This is a genomic window from Enterobacter sp. JBIWA003 (assembly GCF_019968825.1).
GTDB lineage: Bacteria > Pseudomonadota > Gammaproteobacteria > Enterobacterales > Enterobacteriaceae > Enterobacter > Enterobacter quasiroggenkampii.
On record NZ_CP074170.1, the window covers coordinates 2,338,255 to 2,361,877 of the forward strand.

Annotated in this window: 5 protein-coding genes and 2 pseudogenes; 4 read left to right on the forward strand and 3 right to left on the reverse strand. The window is 61.5% G+C overall.

All coding sequences use genetic code 11. From position 1 onward, the window contains the following. The first annotated feature begins 316 nt into the window (after positions 1 to 316). A complete protein-coding gene (locus KGP25_RS11270) occupies positions 317 to 1,111 on the forward strand; it encodes a YdcF family protein (RefSeq protein ID WP_223540458.1) in 795 nt (264 codons plus the stop codon). A 49-nt stretch (positions 1,112 to 1,160) separates the two neighbouring features. Here KGP25_RS11270 and gap read toward each other — a convergent pair whose 3' ends face one another. After that, the gene (gene gap / locus KGP25_RS11275; protein WP_023327422.1) at positions 1,161 to 2,162 is read right to left on the reverse strand and encodes a type I glyceraldehyde-3-phosphate dehydrogenase; all 1,002 of its coding nucleotides are present in this window, start codon (positions 2,160 to 2,162) and stop codon (positions 1,161 to 1,163) included. 189 nt (positions 2,163 to 2,351) lie between these two features. Here gap and cybB point away from each other — a divergent pair, with 189 nt between their 5' ends. After that, entirely contained in the window at positions 2,352 to 2,882 is a 531-nt protein-coding gene (gene cybB, locus KGP25_RS11280; RefSeq protein WP_021242559.1) for a cytochrome b561, read from the forward strand. Between the two features lie 98 nt (positions 2,883 to 2,980). Here cybB and KGP25_RS11285 read toward each other — a convergent pair whose 3' ends face one another. Both KGP25_RS11285 and KGP25_RS11290 read right to left on the reverse strand, forming a co-directional pair. Continuing rightward, positions 2,981 to 4,048: an oxidoreductase gene (locus KGP25_RS11285; RefSeq protein WP_223540459.1), complete on the reverse strand. Its 1,068-nt coding sequence runs from the start codon at positions 4,046 to 4,048 to the stop codon at positions 2,981 to 2,983. A 13-nt stretch (positions 4,049 to 4,061) separates the two neighbouring features. Next, a pseudogene (locus KGP25_RS11290) lies at positions 4,062 to 4,394 on the reverse strand (DeoR/GlpR transcriptional regulator); the annotation flags it as partial. A gap of 3 nt (positions 4,395 to 4,397) precedes the next feature. Here KGP25_RS11290 and KGP25_RS11295 point away from each other — a divergent pair. After that, positions 4,398 to 5,489: pseudogene (locus KGP25_RS11295) on the forward strand (TolC family outer membrane protein); the annotation flags it as partial. 121 nt (positions 5,490 to 5,610) lie between these two features. Beyond that, a complete protein-coding gene (locus KGP25_RS11300) occupies positions 5,611 to 23,616 on the forward strand; it encodes an Ig-like domain-containing protein (RefSeq protein ID WP_223540461.1) in 18,006 nt (6,001 codons plus the stop codon). The last annotated feature ends 7 nt before the right edge of the window (positions 23,617 to 23,623 follow it).

The window sequence follows — 23,623 nt, forward strand, 5'->3', positions numbered from 1 at the left end:
CCGCCACGTTGATGATGAGAGAGGTGTCACCTGGCGCGCTTCAGGTGCAACCTGTGTTGATAAAAAAGGTTGTGAAATTGTTAAGCAACTTAGGGTTGGATGTTGTCTTTGGCAAGCGCAGGGGGGATAAAACTGGTCAGATCACGGCGAAATAAGCAGCGTTGGGTGCTTTTTCATGACGCCTGCACAATACAATGTTTTGTAGGGCTGGAAATCAAAAGCATAATAGGCAGGTGCAACCCGATGATTTTTGGATGTTTCTGGTTATTTCAGAAAAATGATAAATTCGGCGCTTCAACAACGTGAGGAGTTCACCATGGTTCAGCCCCATTTTCCCGTTCTGGCGGATGCCACGCTGGCGGCTTTCAATACTGTCGGTGAATGGCTGGCGCAGGACGACCTGAGCGCGACGCGTCCGCTCCCGGAAGTCGATGCGGTGATTCTGGCCGGAAACGCGGTGATCCCCACCATTGACGCGGCCTGCCGTATTGCCGCCCAGAGAGATGTACCGCTTCTGATCAGCGGCGGCATCGGCCATTCGACCCCCTTTTTATATACCGCCATTGGCAATCATCCGCGTTACCACACCGTACCGGTCACCGGGCGGGCCGAAGCGAGCATTCTTGCCGACATTGCGCGGGCGTTCTGGCAGATCCCCGAGGCGCGTCTGTGGGTTGAGGATCGCTCCACCAACTGCGGTGAAAACGCGCGCTTTAGCTGGAACATGCTGAAACAGCATCATCGAACGACCGGGCGGGTGCTGGTGGTGCAGGATCCGACGATGCAGCGCCGCACGATGGCGACGTTTGCCCGCGTGTGTCGTGATGAGCCCGATTCACCGCAGTGGATAAGCCATCCCGGGTTTACGCCGACGCTGCAAAACGGTAACGAGGGCGTGGAATTCAGCGAGGGCCACACCGGACTGTGGCCCGTTGACCGTTACCTTTCACTGGTTATGGGGGAGCTGCCGCGCCTGTATGATGACGCCAACGGCTATGGCCCGGCCGGGCGGGATTATATTGCTCACGTTGAATTCCCCGAGGCCGTCACCGCCGCGTGGAAACAGCTACAGCAGGATCCTGTCCTGAAGGGCGCACGTAAAATAATTTAGGCACGGAACAATCCCCTCGCCCCATTGGGGAGAGGGTGAGGGGGAAAAATCACAGCGCCGCAAACTTATCCAGCGTCCGCACCAGTTGCGTCACAAACCCATACTCGTTGTCATACCAGGCAACGGCTTTCACCAGCTGAAGGTCTCCCGCTTCTGACACCTCCGTCTGCGTGGCGTCAAACACCGAACCATAATGCGAGCCAATCACATCTGACGACACAATCTCTTCATCGGTATACCCGAACGATTTATTGCCCTGAGTGGCCTTTTTCAGCGCGGCGTTAATCTCCTCAACGGTCACTTTCTTGCCCAGAATCGCCACCAGTTCGGTCACGGAGCCCGTTTTAACCGGCACACGCTGGGCGTGGCCTTTCAGTTTGCCGCTGAGCGCAGGGATCACCAGACCAATGGCTTTGGCGGCGCCGGTGGTGTGCGGAATGATATTCTCTGCCGCCGCCCGGGAGGCGCGAAGATCTTTCCCGCGCGGGCCATCCACCAGCGCCTGGGTACCGGTATAGGCATGAATGGTGGTCATGGTGCCCACCTTAATTTCAAACGCGTCGTTCAGGGCTTTTGCTAGCGGGGCGAGGCAGTTGGTGGTGCAGGAGGCGACGGAAATAATGGTATCACTGGCGTCAATGGTCTCGTCGTTCACGCTGTAGACGATGGTTTTCATGTCCCCCGCGGGCGCAGAGATCAGCACCTTCTTCGCGCCCGCGTCCAGGTGCGCCCGTGATTTCTCTTCAGACGTATAAAAGCCGGTGCACTCCACAACGATATCCACGCCCGCGGCTTTCCACGGAATGTGCTTTGCCTCTTTTTCGGCATACACCGCGATGGTTTTACCGTCAACGATCAGCGCATCCTCGGTGAAATCCACGCTCCACGGGAAGCCACCGTAGTTGGAATCGTGCCTGAGCAGGTAGGCCAGCACTTTGGGAGAGGTGAGGTCGTTGATGGCGACGACGGTATTACTGTCCTGGGTTTCAAGAAGGCGGCGCAGAACAAGACGTCCGATGCGTCCAAATCCGTTAATGCCAATTTTACTCATGGTGTTCTCCTGTAAACGTGTCGATGTGACAGTTTGAACTCATCCAGGCTTAGACCATCACGGGCAGGGCGGCAATTGAAGATGCTTCATGCGGGAGGATGTATTTGAAAAACCATACAGAAAAGTTAATGAATTTTTAAGGAAAGGAGATTATGTTGGCGCGGTAACTGTTTTTAATCGAGAAATCACATGCGCACTAAATATACAAGCCTGCAAATTGGCATCCACTGGCTGGTGTTTCTGTTAATCATCGTCGCCTACTGCGCCATGGAGTTCAGAGGTTTCTTCCCGCGCACCGCGCGCCCGACGATCAACATGATCCACGTCTCATGTGGGATCAGTATCCTGGTGCTGATGGTGACGCGTCTGCTGGTTCGCCTGAAATTCCGTGCACCACCGATTCAACCGAAGCCAAAAGCGATGGTGACGGGGATGTCTCATCTGGGGCATCTGGTGGTGTATCTGCTGTTTATTGCGCTGCCGCTGATTGGCATTGTGATGATGTATAACCGGGGCAGCGACTGGTTTGCTTTTGGCCTGGCGATGCCGCATGCGGCGGAGTCCAATTTTGACCTGGTAGATATGCTGAAAGAGTGGCACGAGACGCTGGCAAATCTGGGCTATTTTGTGATTGGCCTGCACGCCGCGGCGGCGCTGATGCACCACTATTTCTGGAAAGATAATACCCTGCTGCGCATGATGCCGAAAAAGCGTTCGTAGTCTTTAACGCTTGCCGGGTGGCGGCTATGCCTTACCCGGCCTACGATGCAATTCCAGAATCGTAGGCCGGGAGCGCTACGCGTCACCCGGCTTGTTTTTTAACCCAACAGAGCACGCTCTTCAGCCGTTAACGCCAGCGTCTGCGTTGACCCCGTTTCCGACGACGTCACCGCCGCTTCCAGCACGGCCATCACCGCTAATGCCTCAACAGGGTGGACAGGATTGGCGATTTCCCCGCGTAGCGCATCACGCACGTTGATGTAGTACTGACGCTGATCGCCTTTCGGGGTAGGGATCGTCTGCGATGCACCGTCAGCGCCAAAGAACACCATGCTGTCGCTGTCTTCGCCCCAGGCCTCACTGCCGGGGATCACCCCAGAGAGCAGCTGTGCTTCCTGCTGATCGATTCTGGCCTTCACCACGCTGCCCTTGTCCCCGTGGACGGCAAAGCGCGCCGTACCGCCTGCCACCAGCATGCTGGCGTGCAGAATCACCTTATGCTCCGGGTAGTTTAAGACCACGTGCGCCCAGTCGTTAATTTCTGCACCGTCGCGCAGCGTCGCGATATTCCCCTGAACCGACTGCGGAAGGCCAAAGAGCTGCAGCGTCTGGTCGATAAGATGAGGACCCAGGTCAAACCATAAGCCACTTCCGGGGACGTTCTGCTCCCGCCAGCGCACGCGCACTTCCGGGCGGAAGCGGTCAATATGTGACTCCAGATGTTTAATCTTGCCGAGCGTGCCCTGCTCAATAACCTGCTTAATGCCGAGGAAATCGCTGTCCCAGCGGCGGTTGTGGAAGACGGAGAGCAGACGCTGCTTTTCCTCCGCCAGCGCAATCAGGTCGCGGGCTTCCTGCATGTCGAGGGTGAAAGGCTTATCCACCACGACATGCTTGCCGGCGTTCAGAGCCAGCGTCGCCAGCGGGGCGTGCGTGGCGTTGGGGGAGGCAATCACCACCAGGTCAACATCAGGATGCTGAATAGCCTCTTCAGGGGTGGCGACCACCTCTACATGCGGCAGATCGCGTTTAACCTTCTCTTCATCACGAGAAGAGACCACGGCCAGCTTAAGCCCGTCCACAGACTGGATTAACGGGGCATGGAAGGTTTTGCCCACAAATCCATACCCGATCAGCGCAATGTTAATTGTTCGAACTGTACTCATGAACTTCTCCACGTTAATTCGCGCACACCGTGACCTGCAATGCGCCAGGGTCCCCAAGCTCAGGCCAGGGACGATCTAAAAAGAGTTGTTGAATGTTGGATAACCCGGAAACCAGATACGGCTCGCAGCGGTTGACTTTCAGGTGGTCGGCAACAATCCAGTGCGCATGGCTTGCGTCCAGCATCGCGCGTTTAACCTCGGCATCCGCTTCTTTACCGGCGCTCAAACCGAGTTCAGCATGAATGGCGCACGCCCCGAGGATGGCAATATCTGCCCGATAGCGGGACAGCAAGGACAAGGTGGCGCTTCCGGCAAACAGGCGCTGCTTATGGTCCCATTTACCGCCGAATCGCTGAACGGCAGCACGGGCCATAGCCAGACCACCGATTCCAGCGGGTCGCTGAAGAATTCAGCCGCGTGGGGGCTGAGCCTGACGCAGCTGATATATGACTTTGGCAAGACCAATAACAGCATCAGCCAGTCTTCCGCCCAGCGCGATAGCTACCGCTACCAGCTGATGAGCACGCTCTCTGACGTGGCGGAAAAAACGGCGCTGAGCTATGTCGAGGTCAAACGCTATGCCGATCTGCTGCAGGCGGCAAAGGAGAACGTTCAGGCGCTAAAAAATGTTGAGCAGCTGGCAAAGCTGCGCGCCGACGCGGGCGTGAGCTCGACCTCCGATGAGCTCCAGACCCGCACGCGTATTGCCGGCATGCAGGCGACGGTCGCGCAGTATCACGCCGCCTTAAACAGCGCCCGTGCAAGGCTCGCGGTATTAACCGGAATGCAGGCCGATAACTTTTCGCCTGTACCCGCAAATCTCGCTGTTGAGCCTGATTCGCTCAACCGCATTGATTATTCGCTGATACCGGCGGTCATGGCCGCGCAAAACATGGAGCGCTCAGCCCAGTATGGCGTGGAAACGGCGAAGTCCCAGCACTGGCCGACCTTAAGCCTGAAGGGCGGACGTACCCGTTACGAGTCGGACAACCGTTCGTACTGGGACGACCAGATCCAGCTCAACATTGACGCACCGCTTTATCAGGGCGGCGCGGTCTCTGCACGCGTGCGGCAGGCTGAAGGAGCACGGGCGATGGCTTCCTCTCAGGTCGATCAGGCGCGTTTCGATGTCCTGCAAAAAGCCTCCGTCGCGCAGGCGGACTGGACCGGTGCACGGGGAAGAATGGAGGCCGGGAAACAGCAGCTGGAAAATGCCCTGCGCGCCCGTGATGTCTATAAAAATGAGTACACCCTGAGCAAGCGGAGCATTAACGATCTGCTCAGCGTTGAGCAGGATGTCTGGCAGGCCACCTCGGCGAAAATAATCGCTGAGTATGATGGCTGGAGTTCGGCAATTAATTATGCTTCCGCGGTTGATAATTTAATGCCGCTTATTGGAATAGAGAAAAACGCTGCCGCAAAACTACCCGATTTGAGTTAAAAAAAGACGCGTATTGTCGCGAAAAATAAGTCTGAAAATAATGGGTGTTTTTTCCCAGGGATAGCTACATCCGTCTGGTGGACATATCCACAGGAATCCGTACACCTGCAAGGAGAGAAATATGAGTAACATAAAGGTTGTTGATGTCATCATTCGCAAAACGGCGGAGAAAACGAAATTAACCGGCGAAGGGAATTTGTCGGTCTCTATTTCATCCCCGAGCGTGATTGAAATCCAGGGTTCTGCTCAGGATGTGGCGCGTTATGTCCGTCAGGGGAAAGACCTCCTCATTTATATGAAAGATGGCAGCGTGATTCGCTGCAATAACTATTTTGTTGAAGATCCTGAAACGCATACTCAGTCAGAGCTGGTATTCAACGATCGTCAGGAACTGACGCATATTTCTTTTGCCGATGCCGGGGAAGCATCAGGCGTGGCGGTGACCGAGTTAACCGCGCAGGCCACACCGATTAGCAGCATTCAACCTTTCCTGGAGCAGGAAAGCGTCTTAAGCGATGCGCCGTGGGGCTGGATTGCGGGAGCTGCATTAGGCGGCGGTGCCATCGGGGCGCTGCTGGCAAACGGCGGCGACGGCGATACTAAAACAAAAGTTATTGATAATACGAAAGAGGTGGAAAGCGCCACGCCAACCTTCCTGCTGTCGGATAAAGCGGGCGACAAGCAGGGCGTGCTGACAGCAAACGCGATCACGGATGACAACACGCCAACCTTTAGCGGTACCGGTCAGCCGGGCGCGACGATCCAGATTAAAGACAGCAGCGGCAGCACCATCGCCAGCGCCATGGTGAGTAAAGAGGGCACCTGGACGGTAAAATTACCGACCCAGACGGACGGGGAACACACCTGGTCGGTGGTGCAGATCGACGGCAGTAAGACTACCGATGCGGGCAATATCACCGTAACGGTCTCGACCGCCGAGGCCGCCATTACGCTGGCCACCACGGCGGGCGATAACGTGCTTAACGCCAGCGAGCAATCCGCAGGCTTTACGCTCTCCGGCGCCAGCAAGAATCTGGCGCAGGGCACCGAACTTACCGTGACGCTGAACGGTAAAACCTACGGGGCCGTGGTGGGCGCTGACGGGACGTGGAGCGTTAACGTACCCGCGGCCGACGCGCAGGCGCTGGGCGATGGCACCTGGACGGTCAACGTCAGCGGCAAAGACGCGGCGGGTAACACCGTGAGCGGCAGCCAGACAATCGGCGTGGATACCGTCGCGCCAACCCTCTCTGTCGATACCCTCGCGCAGGACAACATCATTAATGCCGCCGAGCACAGCCAGCCGCTGACGCTGACCGGCAAAACGAATGCGGAAGCTGGTCAGATCGTCACAGTCACGCTGAACGGTAAAAACTACAACGCCACGGTGGGCAGCGACGGCACCTGGTCCGTCACGCTTGCCGCGAACGACGTGCAGGCGCTCAGCGAGGGCAATCACACCCTGACGGTGAACGTCAGCGACAAAGCGGGTAACGGCTCGTCTGTCACCGCCGATTTTGCGGTGGATACCACCGCGCCGGTCGTCACCATCGATACCGTGGCGGGCGACGATATTCTCAATATCAGCGAGCAGGGTCAGGCGCAGATTATCTCCGGGCAGGCAAACGGCGCCGCCGCGGGGGATGTGGTCACCGTGACCGTTGGCGGCCAGTCCTTCACCGGCGTGGTGCTGGCGGACGGCAGCTGGAGCGTAGGCGTTCCGGCGTCCGTGCTGGGCGCGCTGGGGGAAGGTAACCATACGATTTCAGTTTCCGTGACCGACGCGGCAGGCAACACCGGCAGCGCCACACACGGCATTACGCTGAGCGGCAACCCGCCAGAATTTACGATTGATACCATCAGCCAGGACAACGTGTTGAATGCTCAGGAGGCAATGCAGCCGCTGAGCCTGACCGGCACCAGCAACCTGCCTGACGGCAGCGCCATCACCGTGACGTTGAACAACGTCAGCTATCAGGCCACCGTTGAAAACGGCATCTGGGCGGTCCAGGTGCCGGTTTCCGACGTCCTGAATCTGGCGAACACCCTTTACACCGTCAGCGTCAGCGGTACTGACAGCGTGGGTAACAGCGGCTCTGCCGCGGCGACGCTGCTGGTGGATACCGTGCTGCCGCAGGTGATCATCAACACCTTTGCGGGGGACAACCTGGTCAATAACGCCGAAGCGGGTGTGGATCAAACGCTCAGCGGTCGCGTCACCGGCGCGGCGGCGGGCGATACCGTTTCTGTCACCGTGGGCGGCAAGAGCTACACCGCCACGGTGGGCAGCGATCTGACCTGGAGCGTGAAAATCCCGTCAGCGGATCTTAAGGCGTTCGGCGACGGCGATTTAACCTTCACCGCGTCGGTGACCAATTCGCACGGCAATACCGGCACCGGCGAACGCGATATCAACATCAACGCGCAGTTGCCGGGTCTGCGCGTGAACACCATTTCCGGCGATGACGTGGTCAACGCCATTGAGCAGCAGCAGGATCTGACCGTCACCGGCTCCAGCACCCATCTGGCTGCCGGCACGCAGATTACCGTCACCATCAATAACGTTGAGTACGTTACCGCGGTGAACGCCAGCGGCCACTGGCAGATCGGCGTCCCGGCCGCGGACCTGCAGGCCTGGACGGCGGGAGAGGTGACGGTAAGCGTCAGCGCTGAAGATGCCTGGGGCAATACCGTTGCGGCTGAACACCCGATTGAACTCGATCTGAACGCCGTGGCGGTCACCATTGATACCGTCTCCGGCGACGACCTGCTGAATGCGGCAGAAAAAGGCGCCGATTTAACCCTTTCCGGCCAGACGCAGGGCGTGGAGGCGGGGCAGACCGTGGTGGTGAAATTCGCCGACCAGACCTTTACCGCACAGGTGCAGCAGGACGGCTCCTGGAGCCTGACCGTGCCTGCCAGCGCCATGGAAACCCTGATCGACGGGCGCGCGCAGGTGAGCGTCAGCGTCACGAACGTCAACGGCAACAGTGCCGACGCGTCGCGCGTGGTCACGGTGGATACGCTGCCGCCAGCGATTACGCTCGATAATCTGACCGCCGACAACATCATCAACGCGGCTGAGGCGCAGCAGGATTTAGCCTTGAGCGGCACCAGCAGTGCGGAAGCAGGCCAGACGGTCACCGTGACGCTGAACGGCAAAACGTACCAGACCACGGTCCAGACGGACGGTACCTGGCAGCTGATCGTACCGGCGGCTGATGTCGGCGCCCTCAACGATGGCATCGTGACCGTGACGGCCACCGTGAGCGACGTGGCGGGCAACAGCAGCAGTGCGGACCGCGTGGGTCTGGTGGACGCGACCGTGCCGCAGGTGACCATTAACGACTTTGTCACCGACACTAACACCGTTAACCAGCTCGCCCATTCACAGGCGCAGATCCTGAGCGGCTCCGTCGCCGGTGCGGCAGCGGGCGACCTTGTGACCATTACCATTAACAGCGTCGATTACACCACCGTGGTGGATGCAGCGGGCAACTGGAGCCTTGGCCTGCCGGCGTCTGTCGTACAGGGGCTGACGGACGGCACCTGGACCATCGACGTCTCTGTGACCGACAGGTCCGGTAATACCGGAAGCACTTCGCTGGATGTGGTGGTGAATACCGTGACGCCTGTCATCGGTATCAACACGCTGGCGGCAGACGACGTGATTAACGCGGCTGAGAAAGGCGAAGCTCTGCAGATTTCCGGCACCAGCAACCAGCCGGAAGGCACGACCATTACGGTGACCCTGAACGGCATTCACTATACGGCCACCGCTGACGCCAGCGGCAACTGGAGCCTGACCGTTCCGGCAGCAAACGTCTCGGCGCTGGGCGAAGCGAATTACACCGTGACGGCGAGCGTCACCGATAGCGTAGGCAACAGCGCCTCAGCCACACACGATGTGCTGGTGGACAGCTCGCTGCCGGTGGTGACGATCAACACGCTGGCGGGCGACAATATCGTTAACGCGGCGGAAGTGGCGGCAGGGCAAACCCTGTCCGGTAAGGTGACGAACGCGACGGCAGGTGACACTGTCACGATTATCCTCGGCGGTCAGACATACACGGCTACCGTGCAGGACGATCTCACGTGGAGCCTGCCGTTAACGGAGAGTCAGTTCACCGCGCTCGGCAATGGCGATCTCACCGTATCGGCCAGCGTGACCAACGGCCACGGCAATACCGGTTCTTCTTCTCTCGACTTCACCATCGACGCCCAGCTTCCGGGGCTGCGTATTGATACGGTCGCAGGCGACGACGTGATTAACGTGATTGAACACGCGCAGAACCTGATTGTGTCCGGCACCAGCACCGATCTGGCGGCGGGCAGCGCCGTGACCGTGACCATCAACGGCAAAGCGTATTCCGCAACGGTGCTGGCGGACGGTACCTGGCAGGCGGCGGTACCGGCGGCGGACGTGTCCCAGTGGGCAGATGGCTCGCTGGATATCAAGGCAAGCGCGCAAGATGCCTCCGGCAACCCGGTAACCATCGGGACCGTCGTGGACGTCGATCTCGCGCCGGTCGCCATCACCATCAGCAGCGTGACCGACGACAACGTGCTTAACGCGGCGGAAAAAGGCCAGGATCTGGTGCTGTCCGGTACGACATCCAACGTTGAAGCGGGCCAGACCGTCACCATCACCTTCGCAGGGAAAACGTATACCACGACGGTGGATAGCAACGGTGACTGGACCTGGACCGTTCCGGCTGCCGATCTGAGCGGCCTGAAAGAGGGTGACGCCAGCGTGCAGGTCAGCGTCACCAACGTGAACGGCAATACGGCATCTTCGGCGCAGGCATTCAGCGTTGACACCACCGCGCCGACGGTGACCATCAACACCATCAGCGGCGATAATATGCTGAATGCGGCTGAGGCGGCGCAGGATCTGACCCTGAGCGGGACGTCTACGGCCGAAGCAGGCCAGACGGTCACCGTGACCTTCAACGGCAATCAGTACACCGCGCAGGTGCAGGCGGACGGCAGCTGGACGCTCGACGTGCCTGCGGCGGATCTGGCAGGCATTACCGACGGCAACGCGGCGGTCACGGCGACCGTGTCCGATAAAGCAGGTAACCCGGCCAGCGCAGGATCCTCGGTGTTGGTGGACACCACCGTGCCGCAGATCACCTTCAACATCGTTGCCGGCGACGACATCGTGAATATTGCCGAGCACGGCCAGGCGCTGATCGTCTCCGGTAAGGTGACGGGCGCGCAGGCGGGCGACGTGATTACCGTGACCCTGAACGGTAAAGACTACACCGCCATGCTGGACGCGTCCGGCAGCTGGAGCGTGGGCGTTCCGGCGGCGGACGTGGGCGCGCTGGCCAATGGTGACCAGACGATCTCCGCGACCCTCACCGACAAAGCCGGTAACAGCGCCAGCGCGACGCACGAATTTGACGTCTCCCTGACCGCGCCGGTCATTGCCATCAATACCCTGGCGGTTGACGACGTGATCAACGCGACCGAGAAAGGCCAGGATCTGCAGGTATCCGGCACCAGTAACCAGCCGGACGGAACGACCATTACGGTGACCCTGAACGGAATCAGCTATACGGCCACCACCGACGCCAGCGGGAACTGGAGCGTGACCGTTCCGGCGGCAAACGTCTCGGCGCTGGGCGAAGCGAGCTACGTCGTGACGGCGAGCGTGACTGACGCCGCGGGCAACAGCGCGAGCACCGGCCACAGCGTGCTGGTCGACAGCGCGCTGCCACAGGTCACCATCAACCCGATCGCCACGGACGATGTCATTAACGCCGCGGAAGTGGCTGCGGGACAGACCCTGAGCGGGAAAGTGAGCGGTGCGGCGAGCGGTGACACTGTCACCATTTCCATTGGCGGCAATACCTATACCGCGACGGTTCAGGACGATCTGAGCTGGTCGGTCAACGTGCCGTCCTCGGTCTTAACCGCCATCGGTAACGGCGATCTGACAGTGTCAGCCAGCGTCACCAACGGCCACGGCAACACCGGCACCGGCGAGCGCGACATCAGCATCGACGCAAACCTGCCGGGCCTGCGCGTCGATACCGTGGCAGGCGACGATGTGATCAATAGCATCGAACACGCTCAAAACCTGATTATCACCGGCACCAGCGACGGTCTGGCAACGGGCGCGGCGCTGACCGTCACCGTCAACGGCAAAACCTACGCGGCCACCGTACTGGCGGACGGCACCTGGACGGCGGCCATTCCGGCGGCAGACGTCAGCGCGCTGGCTGCGGGCACGGTCACCGTGACCGTGGAGGGGCAAAGCACCGCGGGGAATCCGGTGACCATCAGCCATGACGTGAAGGTGGATCTGGCGGCAGTCGCCATCAGCATTAACCCGATTGCCTCTGACGACGTGATTAACGCGGCAGAGAAAGGCGCGGACCTGGTGCTGTCCGGCTCCGCCACCAACGTGGAAGAAAACCAGATCGTTACCATCACCTTCGGCGGCAAGTCGTACACCGCGACGGTCGATGCCGACGGCAACTGGACGGCTACCGTACCGTCTGCCGACGTGGGCAGCCTGAAGGACGGCGACGCCAGCGTGCAGGTGAGCGTGACCAACGTGAACGGCAACAGCGCGTCGGCGGGCCGCGAGTACAGCGTGGACGCGACCGCGCCGACGGTGTCTATTGAAATCATCAGCGACAACAACATCATCAATGCGGCTGAAGCGCAGCAGGATCTGGTGATTAACGGCGTCACCAACGCCGAAGCGGGCCAGACCGTCACCGTGACCCTGAACGGTGTGGACTATACCACCACCGTGCAGGCTAACGGCAGCTGGAGCGTGACCGTGCCGTCCGCGGATCTGAGCGGTATTACCGACGGGAACTACACCGTCAGCGCCGCCGTATCGGACAAAGCGGGCAACCCGGCCTCCGCGGATCGCGACGTGCTGGTGGATACCACCGTTCCACAGTTGACCATTCACACCGTGTCCGACGACGACGTGATCAACAGCGCCGAGCATGCGCAGGCCCTGATTGTCACCGGTTCCGTGACGGGCGCGGCGGCGGGCGACGTGGTCACGGTCACCCTCAACGGCAAATCGTACACCGCCACCCTGGACGCCTCCGGCAACTGGAGCGTGGGCGTGCCTGCGGCGGACGTCACCGCGCTGGCCGCCGGGGATTACACCATTACCGCGGCGCTGACCGATAAAGCGGGCAACAGCAACAGCGCCACGCACGGCGTGGCGGTGAACCTGACCGCGCCGGGGCTGACCATTGACACCGTTTCCGGTGACGATGTGATCAACAGCACCGAGAAAACCCAGGACCTGACCCTCTCCGGTACGGCTTCCGGCCTGGCGGCAGGCGCGGTGGTGACCGTGATGCTGAACGGCAAAGCGTACAGTGCGCAGGTGGACGATAACGGAAAATGGACCACCACCGTTCCGGCGAGCGAAGTCGGTCAGCTGGGCGAGGCGCTTTACACCGTCACCGCCTCGGCGACGGACAGCGTCGGTAACAGCACCAGCGCGTCGCACACCGTAAACGTGGAGTCCGTTCTGCCGGGCGTGATCGTCAACACCATTGCGGGCGACGACGTGATTAACGCCGCCGAGCTGGCTGCCGGCCAGACCATCAGCGGTAAGGTGGTGAATGCCGAAGCGGGCAACACCGTGACCGTGACCATTGGCGGCAACAGCTACACCGCAACGGTGCAGAGCGATCTCACCTGGTCCGTTAACGTGCCGTCGGACGTGCTGACTGCGCTGGGTAACGGCGATTTGACGGTGTCGGCCAGCGTGACCAACGGCGTCGGCAACAGCGGATCCGCTGAGCGCGATATCACTATCGACGCTAACCTGCCGGGCCTGCGCGTGGATACCGTGGCGGGTGACGACGTGATCAACAGCATCGAACACGGGCAGAACCTGATTATCACCGGCACCAGCGACGGGCTGGCGGCGGGCGCGGCGCTGACCGTGACCGTCAACGGCAAAACCTATCCGGCGACCGTGCTGGCGGACGGCACCTGGCGCGCGGCGATCCCGGCTGCGGACGTGGGTGCGCTGAATGCAGGCACGGTCACCGTGACCGTGGCAGGCCAGAGCAGCGCCGGTAATCCGGTCTCCATCAGCCATGATGTGACGGTGGACCTGGCGACCGTTGCCATCAGCATCGATGCGATTGCCGCAGACGACGTGATTAACGCCGCCGAGAAGGGCGCGGATCTGGTGCTCTCCGGGGCGACCTCAAACGTTGAGGAAAACCAGACCGTTACCATCACTTTCGGCGGCAAGAGCTACACCGCGACCGTAGGCGCCGACGGCAAATGGACGACCACGGTGCCAGCCGCCGACCTGGCGGGTCTGAAAGACGGCGACGCCAGCGTGCAGGTGAGCGTCACCAACGTGAACGGCAACAGCGCCTCGGCGGGCCGCGAGTACAGCGTGGATGCGACCGCGCCGAGCGTGACCATTAACACCCTGGCGACGGACGACATCCTTAATGCCGCCGAAGCGAAGAGCGATCTGACCGTGTCCGGTACCAGTACCACCGAAGCGGGCCAGACGGTCACCGTGTCGCTGAACGGCAAAGACTACACCACAACCGTCAGCGCGGATGGCAGCTGGACGCTGAACGTTCCGGCGGCCGATGTTGCGGCCCTGACGGACGGCAGCGTCACCGTGACCGCAAGCGTCAGCGACAAGGCGGGTAACCCGGCGTCCGTGGACCACAACCTGACGGTGGATGTGACCGTGCCTGCGGTGACCATCAATACCGTGGCGGGCGACGATGTCATTAACATCGCAGAACACGGCCAGGCGCAAATCATCAGCGGCACCGCCACCGGTGCGGCAGCGGGCGATAAGGTGACCGTCACCATCGGCGGCCAGACGTACACCACCGTGCTGGACGCAGCGGGGAACTGGAGCGTGGGCGTACCGGCAAGCGTCATTTCCGGCCTCAGCGACGGCACCGTGACCGTCACGGCGTCGCTCACCGACGCGGCGGGCAACACCGGCACCGGCAGCCATAACGTGACCGTCGATACCGGTCTGCCTTCGGTCAGCTTCAACGCCATCAGCGACGATAACGTGCTGAACGCGGTGGAGAAGGGTCAGGATCTGAGTGTCAGCGGCACCAGCGCCAACCTGGCGGAAGGCACCGTGGTGACCGTGACCCTGAACGGCAAAAACTACACGGCGACAACCGCGGCAGACGGCACCTGGAGCCTGACGGTTCCGGCGGCGGATCTGGCCGGTCTGGGTCAGGCCAACTACACCCTGAATGCGACCGCCACCAACGGGGTGGGCAACAGCGTCAGCAACACCGCGAACCTGCTGGTAGACACCGCGCTGCCAACGGTCACCATCAACACCGTGGCGGGCGATAACGTCATTAATGCGGCGGAAGTGGCCGCAGGCCAGACCCTGAGCGGCACCGTGGCGAATGCCGAAGCGGGCAACACCGTGACCGTGACCATTGGCGGCAACAGCTACACCGCAACGGTGCAGAACGACCTGACCTGGTCCGTCAACGTGCCGTCTGACGTGCTGACCGCGCTGGGCAACGGCAGCCTGAGCGTGACGGCGACCGTTACCAACGGCCACGGCAACACCGGCACCGGCGAGCGCGAGATCGCGATCGACGCTAACCTGCCGGGCCTGCGCGTTGATACCGTGGCGGGCGACAACGTGGTCAACAGCATTGAGCATGCGCAGAACCTCATTGTTACCGGCTCCAGCGACGGGCTGGCACCGGGCACGGCGCTGACCGTCACCATCAACGGCAAAGACTATGCGGCCACGGTACTGGCGGACGGCAGCTGGAGCGCGGCTGTGCCGTCTACCGACGTGAGCGCGTGGCCGGAAGGCACCGTCAAAATCAGCGTCACTGGCGACAGCGCTGCGGGCAATCCGATTACCATCAGCCACGATGTGACGGTAGATCTGGCGACCGTTGCCATCAGCATCAATGCGATTGCCACCGACGACGTGATTAACGCGGCGGAGAAGGGCGCGGATCTGGTGCTGTCCGGTGCGGTCATCAACGTGGAAGCCGGGCAGACCGTGACCATCAGCCTGAACGGCAAAATCTATAGTGCGACAGTGGACGACAGCGGCAACTGGACCTGTACCGTACCGTCTGCGGATCTGGCTGGCCTGAAGGACGGCGATGCCAGCGTGCAGGTGAGCGTCACCAACGTGAACGGCAACAGCGCCTCGGCGGGCCGCGAGTACAGCGTATATGCGACCGCGCCGAGCGTGACCATCAACACCCTGGCGACGGACGACATTCTCAATGCCGCCGAAGCGAATAGCGAACTGACCGTGTCCGGCAGCAGCTCTGCCGAAGCGGGCCAGACGGTGACCGTGTCGCTGAATGGCAAAGACTACACCACCACCGTCAGCGCGGACGGCAGCTGGACGCTGAACGTTCCGGCGGCCGATGTTGCGGCCCTGACGGACGGCAGTGTAACCGTGACCGCATCGGTAAGCGACAAGGCGGGCAACCCGGCGTCCGTTGATCACAACCTGACGGTGGACGTCACCGTTCCGGCGGTGACCATCAGCAGCGTGGCGGGTGACGATGTGATTAACCTTGTTGAGCATGGCCAGGCGCACATCATCAGCGGTACCGCCACCGGCGCGGCCGCGGGCGATAAGGTGACCGTCACCATCGGCGGCCAGACGTACACCACCGTGCTGGACGCGGCGGGGAACTGGAGTGTGGGCGTTCCGGCGAGCGTCATTTCCGGCCTCAGCGACGGCACCGTGACCGTGACTGCGTCCGTCACCGACGCGGCGGGCAACACCGGCATCGGCACGCATAACGTGACCGTCGATACCGGTCTGCCATCGGTCAGCTTCAACGCCATCAGCGGTGACAACGTGCTGAATGCGGTGGAAAAAGGTCAGGATCTGAGCGTGAGCGGCACCAGCGCCAACCTGGCGGAAGGCACCGTGGTGACCGTGACCCTGAACGGCAAAAACTACACGGCGACGACCGCGGCAGACGGCACCTGGAGCCTGACGGTCCCGGCGGCGGATCTGGCGAGCCTGGGCGAAGCCAACTACACCCTGAGCGCGGCCGCCACCAACGGCGTGGGCAACAGCGTGAGCAACACCGCGAACCTGCTGGTAGACACCGCGCTGCCGGGCGTCACCATCAACACCGTGGCGGGCGATAACGTCATTAACGCGGCGGAAGTGGCCGCGGGCCAGACCCTCAGCGGCAAGGTAACGAACGCGGAAGCGGGCAATACCGTCACCGTGACCATTGGCGGTAACACCTACACCGCGACGGTGCAGAGCGATCTGACCTGGTCCGTGAACGTGCCGGAGTCCGTCCTGACGGCGCTGGGCAATGGCGATTTGACCGTGTCAGCAACCGTCACCAACGGCCATGGCAACACCGGGACCGGCGAGCGCGACATCGCGATCGACGCTAACCTGCCGGGCCTGCGCGTTGATACCGTGGCGGGCGACGATGTGATCAACAGCATCGAACATACTCAAAACCTGATCGTCTCCGGCACCAGCGACGGGCTGGCGGCAGGCACAACGCTCACCGTGACCGTCAATGGCAAAACTTATGCGGCCTCCGTGCTGGCAGACGGTTCCTGGAGCGCGGCGATCCCGGCGGCAGACGTCGCGGCCTTCGCAGCAGGTACGGTCACCGTGACCGTTGCAGGCCAGAGCGCGGCGGGCAACCCGGTGACCATCAGCCATGACGTGACCGTCGATCTGGCGGCGGTGGCTATCAGCATCGATGCGATTGCCACCGACGACGTGATTAACGCGGCGGAGAAAGGTGCGGATCTGGTGCTCTCCGGCAGCACCTCGAACGTGGAGGAAAACCAGACCGTTACGGTTACCTTCGGCGGCAAGACGTACACCGCGAAGGTGGATGCTGACGGTAACTGGACGGCCACCGTGCCGTCCGCGGATCTCGCGGGCCTGAAAGACGGTGACGCCAGCGTGCAGGTGAGCGTCACCAACGCGCACGGCAACAGCGCCACGGCGGGCCGGGAGTACAGCGTGGACGCGACTGCGCCAACCGTGACCATTGATACGGTCGCAGGCGATAACGTGATTAACGGCAGCGAAGCGGCTGCGGGCGTTGCTATCTCCGGCACCACCACGGCGGAAGCCGGGCAGACGGTCACCGTGATGCTGGGCGGTAAGAGCTATACCGCGCAGGTGCAGCAGGGCGGCGTCTGGAGCGTGAACGTTCCGGGCAGCGATCTGGCCGCACTGGCGGATAGCGGCTACACCGTGCAGGTGAGCGTGAGCGACGCGGCGGGGAACCCGGGCAGCGCGGGTAAGACGATTACGCTTGATACCACGCCGCCGACCGTCAGCTTTAACGTGGTGGCGGGCGATGACGTGATTAACAGCGTGGAGCACGGCCAGGCGCAGATCGTCAGCGGGTCGGCAACCGGCGCGAACGTCGGGGATAAAGTGGTTATCACCCTCGGTTCGCACCAGTACACCACTACCGTTGACGCCAGCGGCAACTGGAGCGTGGGCGTTCCGGCCAGCGTGATTTCCGCGCTGACCGACGGCACCGTGACCCTCAGCGCGACCATTACCGACAGCGCGGGTAACAGCAGCACCCAGACCCATGACGTGGTGGTCAACACCGCCTCCGTGGCGCTGACGGTGAACACCGTTAGCGGTGACGACGTCATCAACGCGGCTGAAGCCGGTTCGTCACTGGTGATTAACGGCTCCAGCGCGCAGTTCGCCAGCGGGACCCAGGTCACCGTGACCCTGAACGGCAAGACCTATACCGCCACGATACAGAACGACGGCACCTGGACGACAACCGTACCGGCCGCCGACGTGGGCGCCCTGGCCGATGGTGCACGCTATCAGGTGTCCGTATCGGCACAGGACAGCGCGGGCAACAGCGCGTCGGCAACGCACGGCATCAGCGTGGATACTACTGCGCCGGTGGTGAGCATTGGGACGCTGTCGGTTGACGACATGCTGAACGCCGCGGAAGCGCAGCAGCCGCTGACCGTGCACGGATCTTCCAGCGCGGAGGCGGGTCAGACCGTTACCGTGACGCTGGGCGGCAAAACCTACACTGCGCTTGTCGGCAGCGACGGCACCTGGACGCTCGACGTGCCGGCAGCCGACCTGGCCGCCCTGAGCCAGGGCGCGCTGACGGTCACTGCCTCGGTCAACGATAAAGCGGGTAATAACGGCCAGACCACGCACACCTTAACGGTGGATACCGTTGCGCCAACCGTAACCATCAGCACTGTGGCCGATGACGATATCGTCAACAACGCGGAGCAGCAGGCGGGCCAGACCATCCGCGGCACCACCACGGCGGAACAGGGCCAGACGGTGACCGTCTCCTTCAACGGGCACAGCTACCAGGCGACCGTCGGGGCAGACGGATCGTGGTCGGTCTTCGTGCCGGGCCGTGATTTCCTCGGCCTGAGCGACGGGGAGTACACCATCACCGCTTCGGTGAACGATAAGGCGGGCAACCCGGGCAGCGCAACGCACGACGTGACGCTGAATGGCGATGTCCCAACCATCACCATTAACACCTTTGCGCAGGACGACATCGTCAACGCCGCCGAGCATGGCACGCCGCTGGTCATCAGTGGCACCACCGACGCGCCGGCAGGCCAGACGGTGACCATCACGCTGAACGGTAAAACCTATGCGGCTACCGTCCAGAATGACGGTACCTGGAGCTACACGGTGGGAAGCGCTGACGTGACCGCGCTGGCAGACGGCGGCTCGTACGTGATTAACGCGCAGGTCAGCAATACCATCGGCAACAGCGCCAGCGATAACCATACCGTCACGGTCGATCTGACTGCGCCGTCGATGGGTATCGCTATTGATTCGCTGCAAAACGACACCGGCCTGAGCGCAACGGATTTCATCACCAACGACAGCCAGGTCGTCGTCAACGGCTCGCTGACCGCGCAGCTCGGCAATAACGAGAAGGCGCAGATCAGCCTCGACGGCGGCGTCACCTGGATTGACCTGACCGTGACCGGCACCACGTGGCGCTACGCCGATGGCCGCACCCTGACGGACGGTACGTATCAGTACCAGGTCCGCGTGATTGATAACGCGGGCAACGTGGGGGCCACGGACAGCCAGGACGTGGTGATTGACCTGACGAAGCCTGCGGCAACCACCATTACCGTGGATTCCATTACGCAGGATACCGGCCTGTCCGGCAGCGACTTTATCACCAGCGACAACCAGATCAGCCTGAAAGGGACGCTGGGCGCGGCGCTGGGCAGCGGCGACCACGCGCAGATCAGCCTTGACGGGGGCGTCACCTGGACCGACGTCAGCGTCAGCGGTCTGAGCTGGACGTATGTCGATGGCCGTACGCTGGCCGACGGGGATTACAACTACCAGCTGCGCGTGATTGACGATGCGGGCAACATCAGCGCCACCGCCTCTCAGGTGGTGACCATTGATACCGTTGCGCCGGACGCCAGCAAAACGATCGCCATCGACAGCATCAGCGACGATACTGGCCTGAGCAACAGCGACTTTATCACTCGCGACACGTCCCTGACGTTGCACGGCTCGCTCGGCGCGACGCTGGCCGACGGCGAATACGCCCAGATCAGCATCGACGGCGGCGTCACCTGGCAGAACGTGATCGTCACCGGCAACACCTGGTACTACGTCGATAGCCGCACGCTGGGTAACCAGACCTATGACTACTACGTCCGCGTGGTGGATGCCGCCGGTAACGTGGGGGCCAGCGCCCATCAGCAGGTGACTGTCGATACGGTCGCCCCGGATGCGGCGATTACGGTGACCGTGGATAACATTACCGTGGATACCGGCTTCGATAATAACGACTTCCTGACCAGTTCGACCTCGTACACGCTGCACGGAACGCTCGGCGCAGAACTCGGCGCGGGTGAATTCGTGCAGGTGAGCATGGACGGCGGCACGACCTGGGTATACGCCACCGTAAGCGGTACGCAGTGGAGCTACAGCGACACGCGTACCCTGACCGACGGCAGCCATAACTACCAGGTGCGGGTCGTTGATCTGGCGGGTAACGTTGGGGCCACCACCTCGCAGGCGGTGACGGTGGATACGCAGGCGCCGCAGTATGGCGTCACCATCGACAGCATCAGCGAAGATACCGGCCAGTCCGGCAGTGATTTCATCACCATGGACACCACGCTGACCATCAACGGTTCGCTGGGCAGCGCGCTGGCCAGCGACGAGCGCGTACAGATCAGCCTCGACGGCGGGAATACCTGGCTTGATACCACGGTCACCAACCAGCGCTGGAGCTACACCGATACTCGCGATCTGCCTGACGGGGACTACACCTACCAGGTGCGGATTATCGACCAGGCGGGCAACGTGGGTTCCACCGCGTCTCAGGTCGTCACGGTAGACACCACGCCGCCGACCACGGTTGGCACGGTCGTGAGCTACACCGACGGCGAAGGCGAGCGTCAGGGCACCTTTGGCAGCGCGGTGGCAACGGACGATAACTCGCCGCTGATCAACGGGACGCTTAACCGCGCCCCGGATGACGGCGAGATCGTGCAGCTTTACCGTGACGGGGTTCTGCTCGGCCAGGTGACCATGAACGGCAGCGCAAGCTGGTCCTTCCAGGACAACGGCCTGAGCGACGGGAATCACACCTACATCGTGCGCGTCACCGACAGGGCCGGAAACTACACGGAATCCGACGGCTTCGTGCTGAACGTTGATACCAGCATCCCGACCACCACGGCGGCGATTACCGCGCAGACCACGTCTGATACCACGCCGATCGTCACCGGTACCGTCTCCGCTGACCTGGTGAACGGTGAATATCTGGTGGTGACGGTGAACGGCAAAACCTACACCTCCCAGACGGGCGGTGCGGTGGTGGTCGACCCGGATCACAACACCTGGTATCTGCAGATCCCGGACGGCGATGTGCTGAGCGTGGCGAGCTACAGCGTGACCGCGCAGGTGAAGAGCAGCGCGGGTAACGGCAATACCACGGGTACGGCGACCGGTAGCCTGGTGATTGATACCACCTCGGTGAACACCGACTGGGCAACCACGGCGGGGAACAGCAACAACTCCACCATGACCCTCGGCATGAACAGCAGCGGTCTGTGGAATATCATCGCTAACGGCCAGTCTTACTCCAGCAGCGATAGCTCGACCTATGCCGGCAATACGCTGACTAACACCCGTAACTACTACGTGGTGAGCCAGACCGCCGCCGACTTTGACCGTAACGGCACGCAGGACATTTTCGCCACGGAGACCACCTACTCAGGATCCACGCAGGTGATGTGGACCTACGATGGCAGCACCTATAACGCCAGTCAGCTGGCAATGGGGACCACCATCTGGTACGGCGGCGTGATTGCGTACGATAAAACCGGGGATGGGTATCTGGATCTGGCGTACGGTGACTCCGGCGCGGACTCCATTACCTATCTGATCAACAACAACGGGGTACTCTCGCCTGACGGCACCTACGGCGGCGCGGGGTTCTGGGGACAGTTCACCACCATGCGTGAAATCTCCGGCGTCGATATTAACAATGACGGCACCGTGGATGTGGTTCAGCACACCAACCGCAGCGGCGCGTACTCGTTAACCGTGATCAACAACAACGGCAACGGGACGTTATCCATCGGTCAGAACCTGACGAACGTGTTTGTGGCTAACGCCTCGAATACCACCACGGCGGCGTCCATGACGTGGGCAGACTTCAACGGCGATGGCTACATGGATCTGTACCTGGGCAGCAGCTACAACAACAACGGCGGGGTGATCTACTACAACGACGGCACCGGGAAGCTCTCGGCCACCAAGAGCGCGGTCGAGGCCTCTAACGCCTCGGCGGGCTATCTGTCGGTGGCGGTGGACTGGAACGGTGACGGGCAGATGGACATCGTCAAGCTCAGCACCTACGGCGGCTCGCAGACGGCGACCCTGTTCACCAACAACGGCTACGGCTCTACCTGGACCTCAAGCCAGCTGGCGTCCGGCATTGCTTACGCCACCGGCGTGGCGGCAGTGGACTACAACTGGGACGGCGCGCAGGATCTGCTGGTCTCTCAGCAGAACGGCAAGGTGGTGCTGGTGCAAAACAGCAAAACCATTGCTGATGGCACCGCGATGCATCTGCACATTGTCGACAGCGAGGGCATCAACGCCTACTACGGCAATACGGTCAACCTGTACAACGCCGCGGGTGTGCTGGTGGCCTCGCAGATCATTAACGCCCAGTCCGGTATTGGGTCGAACGACACCTCCGCGCTGGTGAGTTTCTACGGGCTGGATCCGAATGAAATCTATTCGGCCGAGATCCTGAAGATCACCAACGGCGTGTCGGATAACGTCACCTGGAGCGGCCTGGAGGCGGGCAACGGCAAGGAGGGCTACGTCCTGACGGCCGAAGCGGCCACCGGCGGCCACAGCGGCACCATTACCGGGACCGGGTATAACGACACCTTTATCGCAGAGCAGGGTACCTATACCTACAACGGTTCCGGCGGCTGGACTACCCATTCCGACCATGACACCTGGAGCAACACCGGTGGGATGGACGTGGTGGATTACCGCAACGCGACCTCTGGCGTGACCGTGGATCTGCGCCTCTCAACCGCGCAGAACACCGGCTTCGGCACCACGCGTCTGCTGAACATTGAAGGGATTAACGGCTCGGATTACGACGACGTCATCACCGGCAACAGTGGTGATAACCGGTTCGAAGGCCGCGGCGGAAATGACACCTTCAACATCGGCAGCGGCGGTCACGATACGCTGCTCTACAAGCTGATCAACGCCTCGGATGCCACGGGCGGTAACGGTCACGACGTGGTGAACGGCTTTACGGTCGGCACCTGGGAAGGGACGGCGGACACGGATCGTATTGACCTGCGCGATCTGCTTTCCGGCAGCGGCTATACCGGCACGGGCTCGGCGAGCTACGTGAACGGCGTGGCCACGCTGGACAGCAGCGCGGGCAATATCAGCGACTACATCCGCGTGGTGCAGAACGGCAGCAATACCGAGATCCAGGTTGACCTGGACGGTACCGGCGGTCAGTTCTCGCCAACCACCCTGGTGACGCTGAACGGCGTGCAGACGGATCTGGCGACGCTGCTGGCGAACCATCAACTGTTAATTGCGTAAAACAACG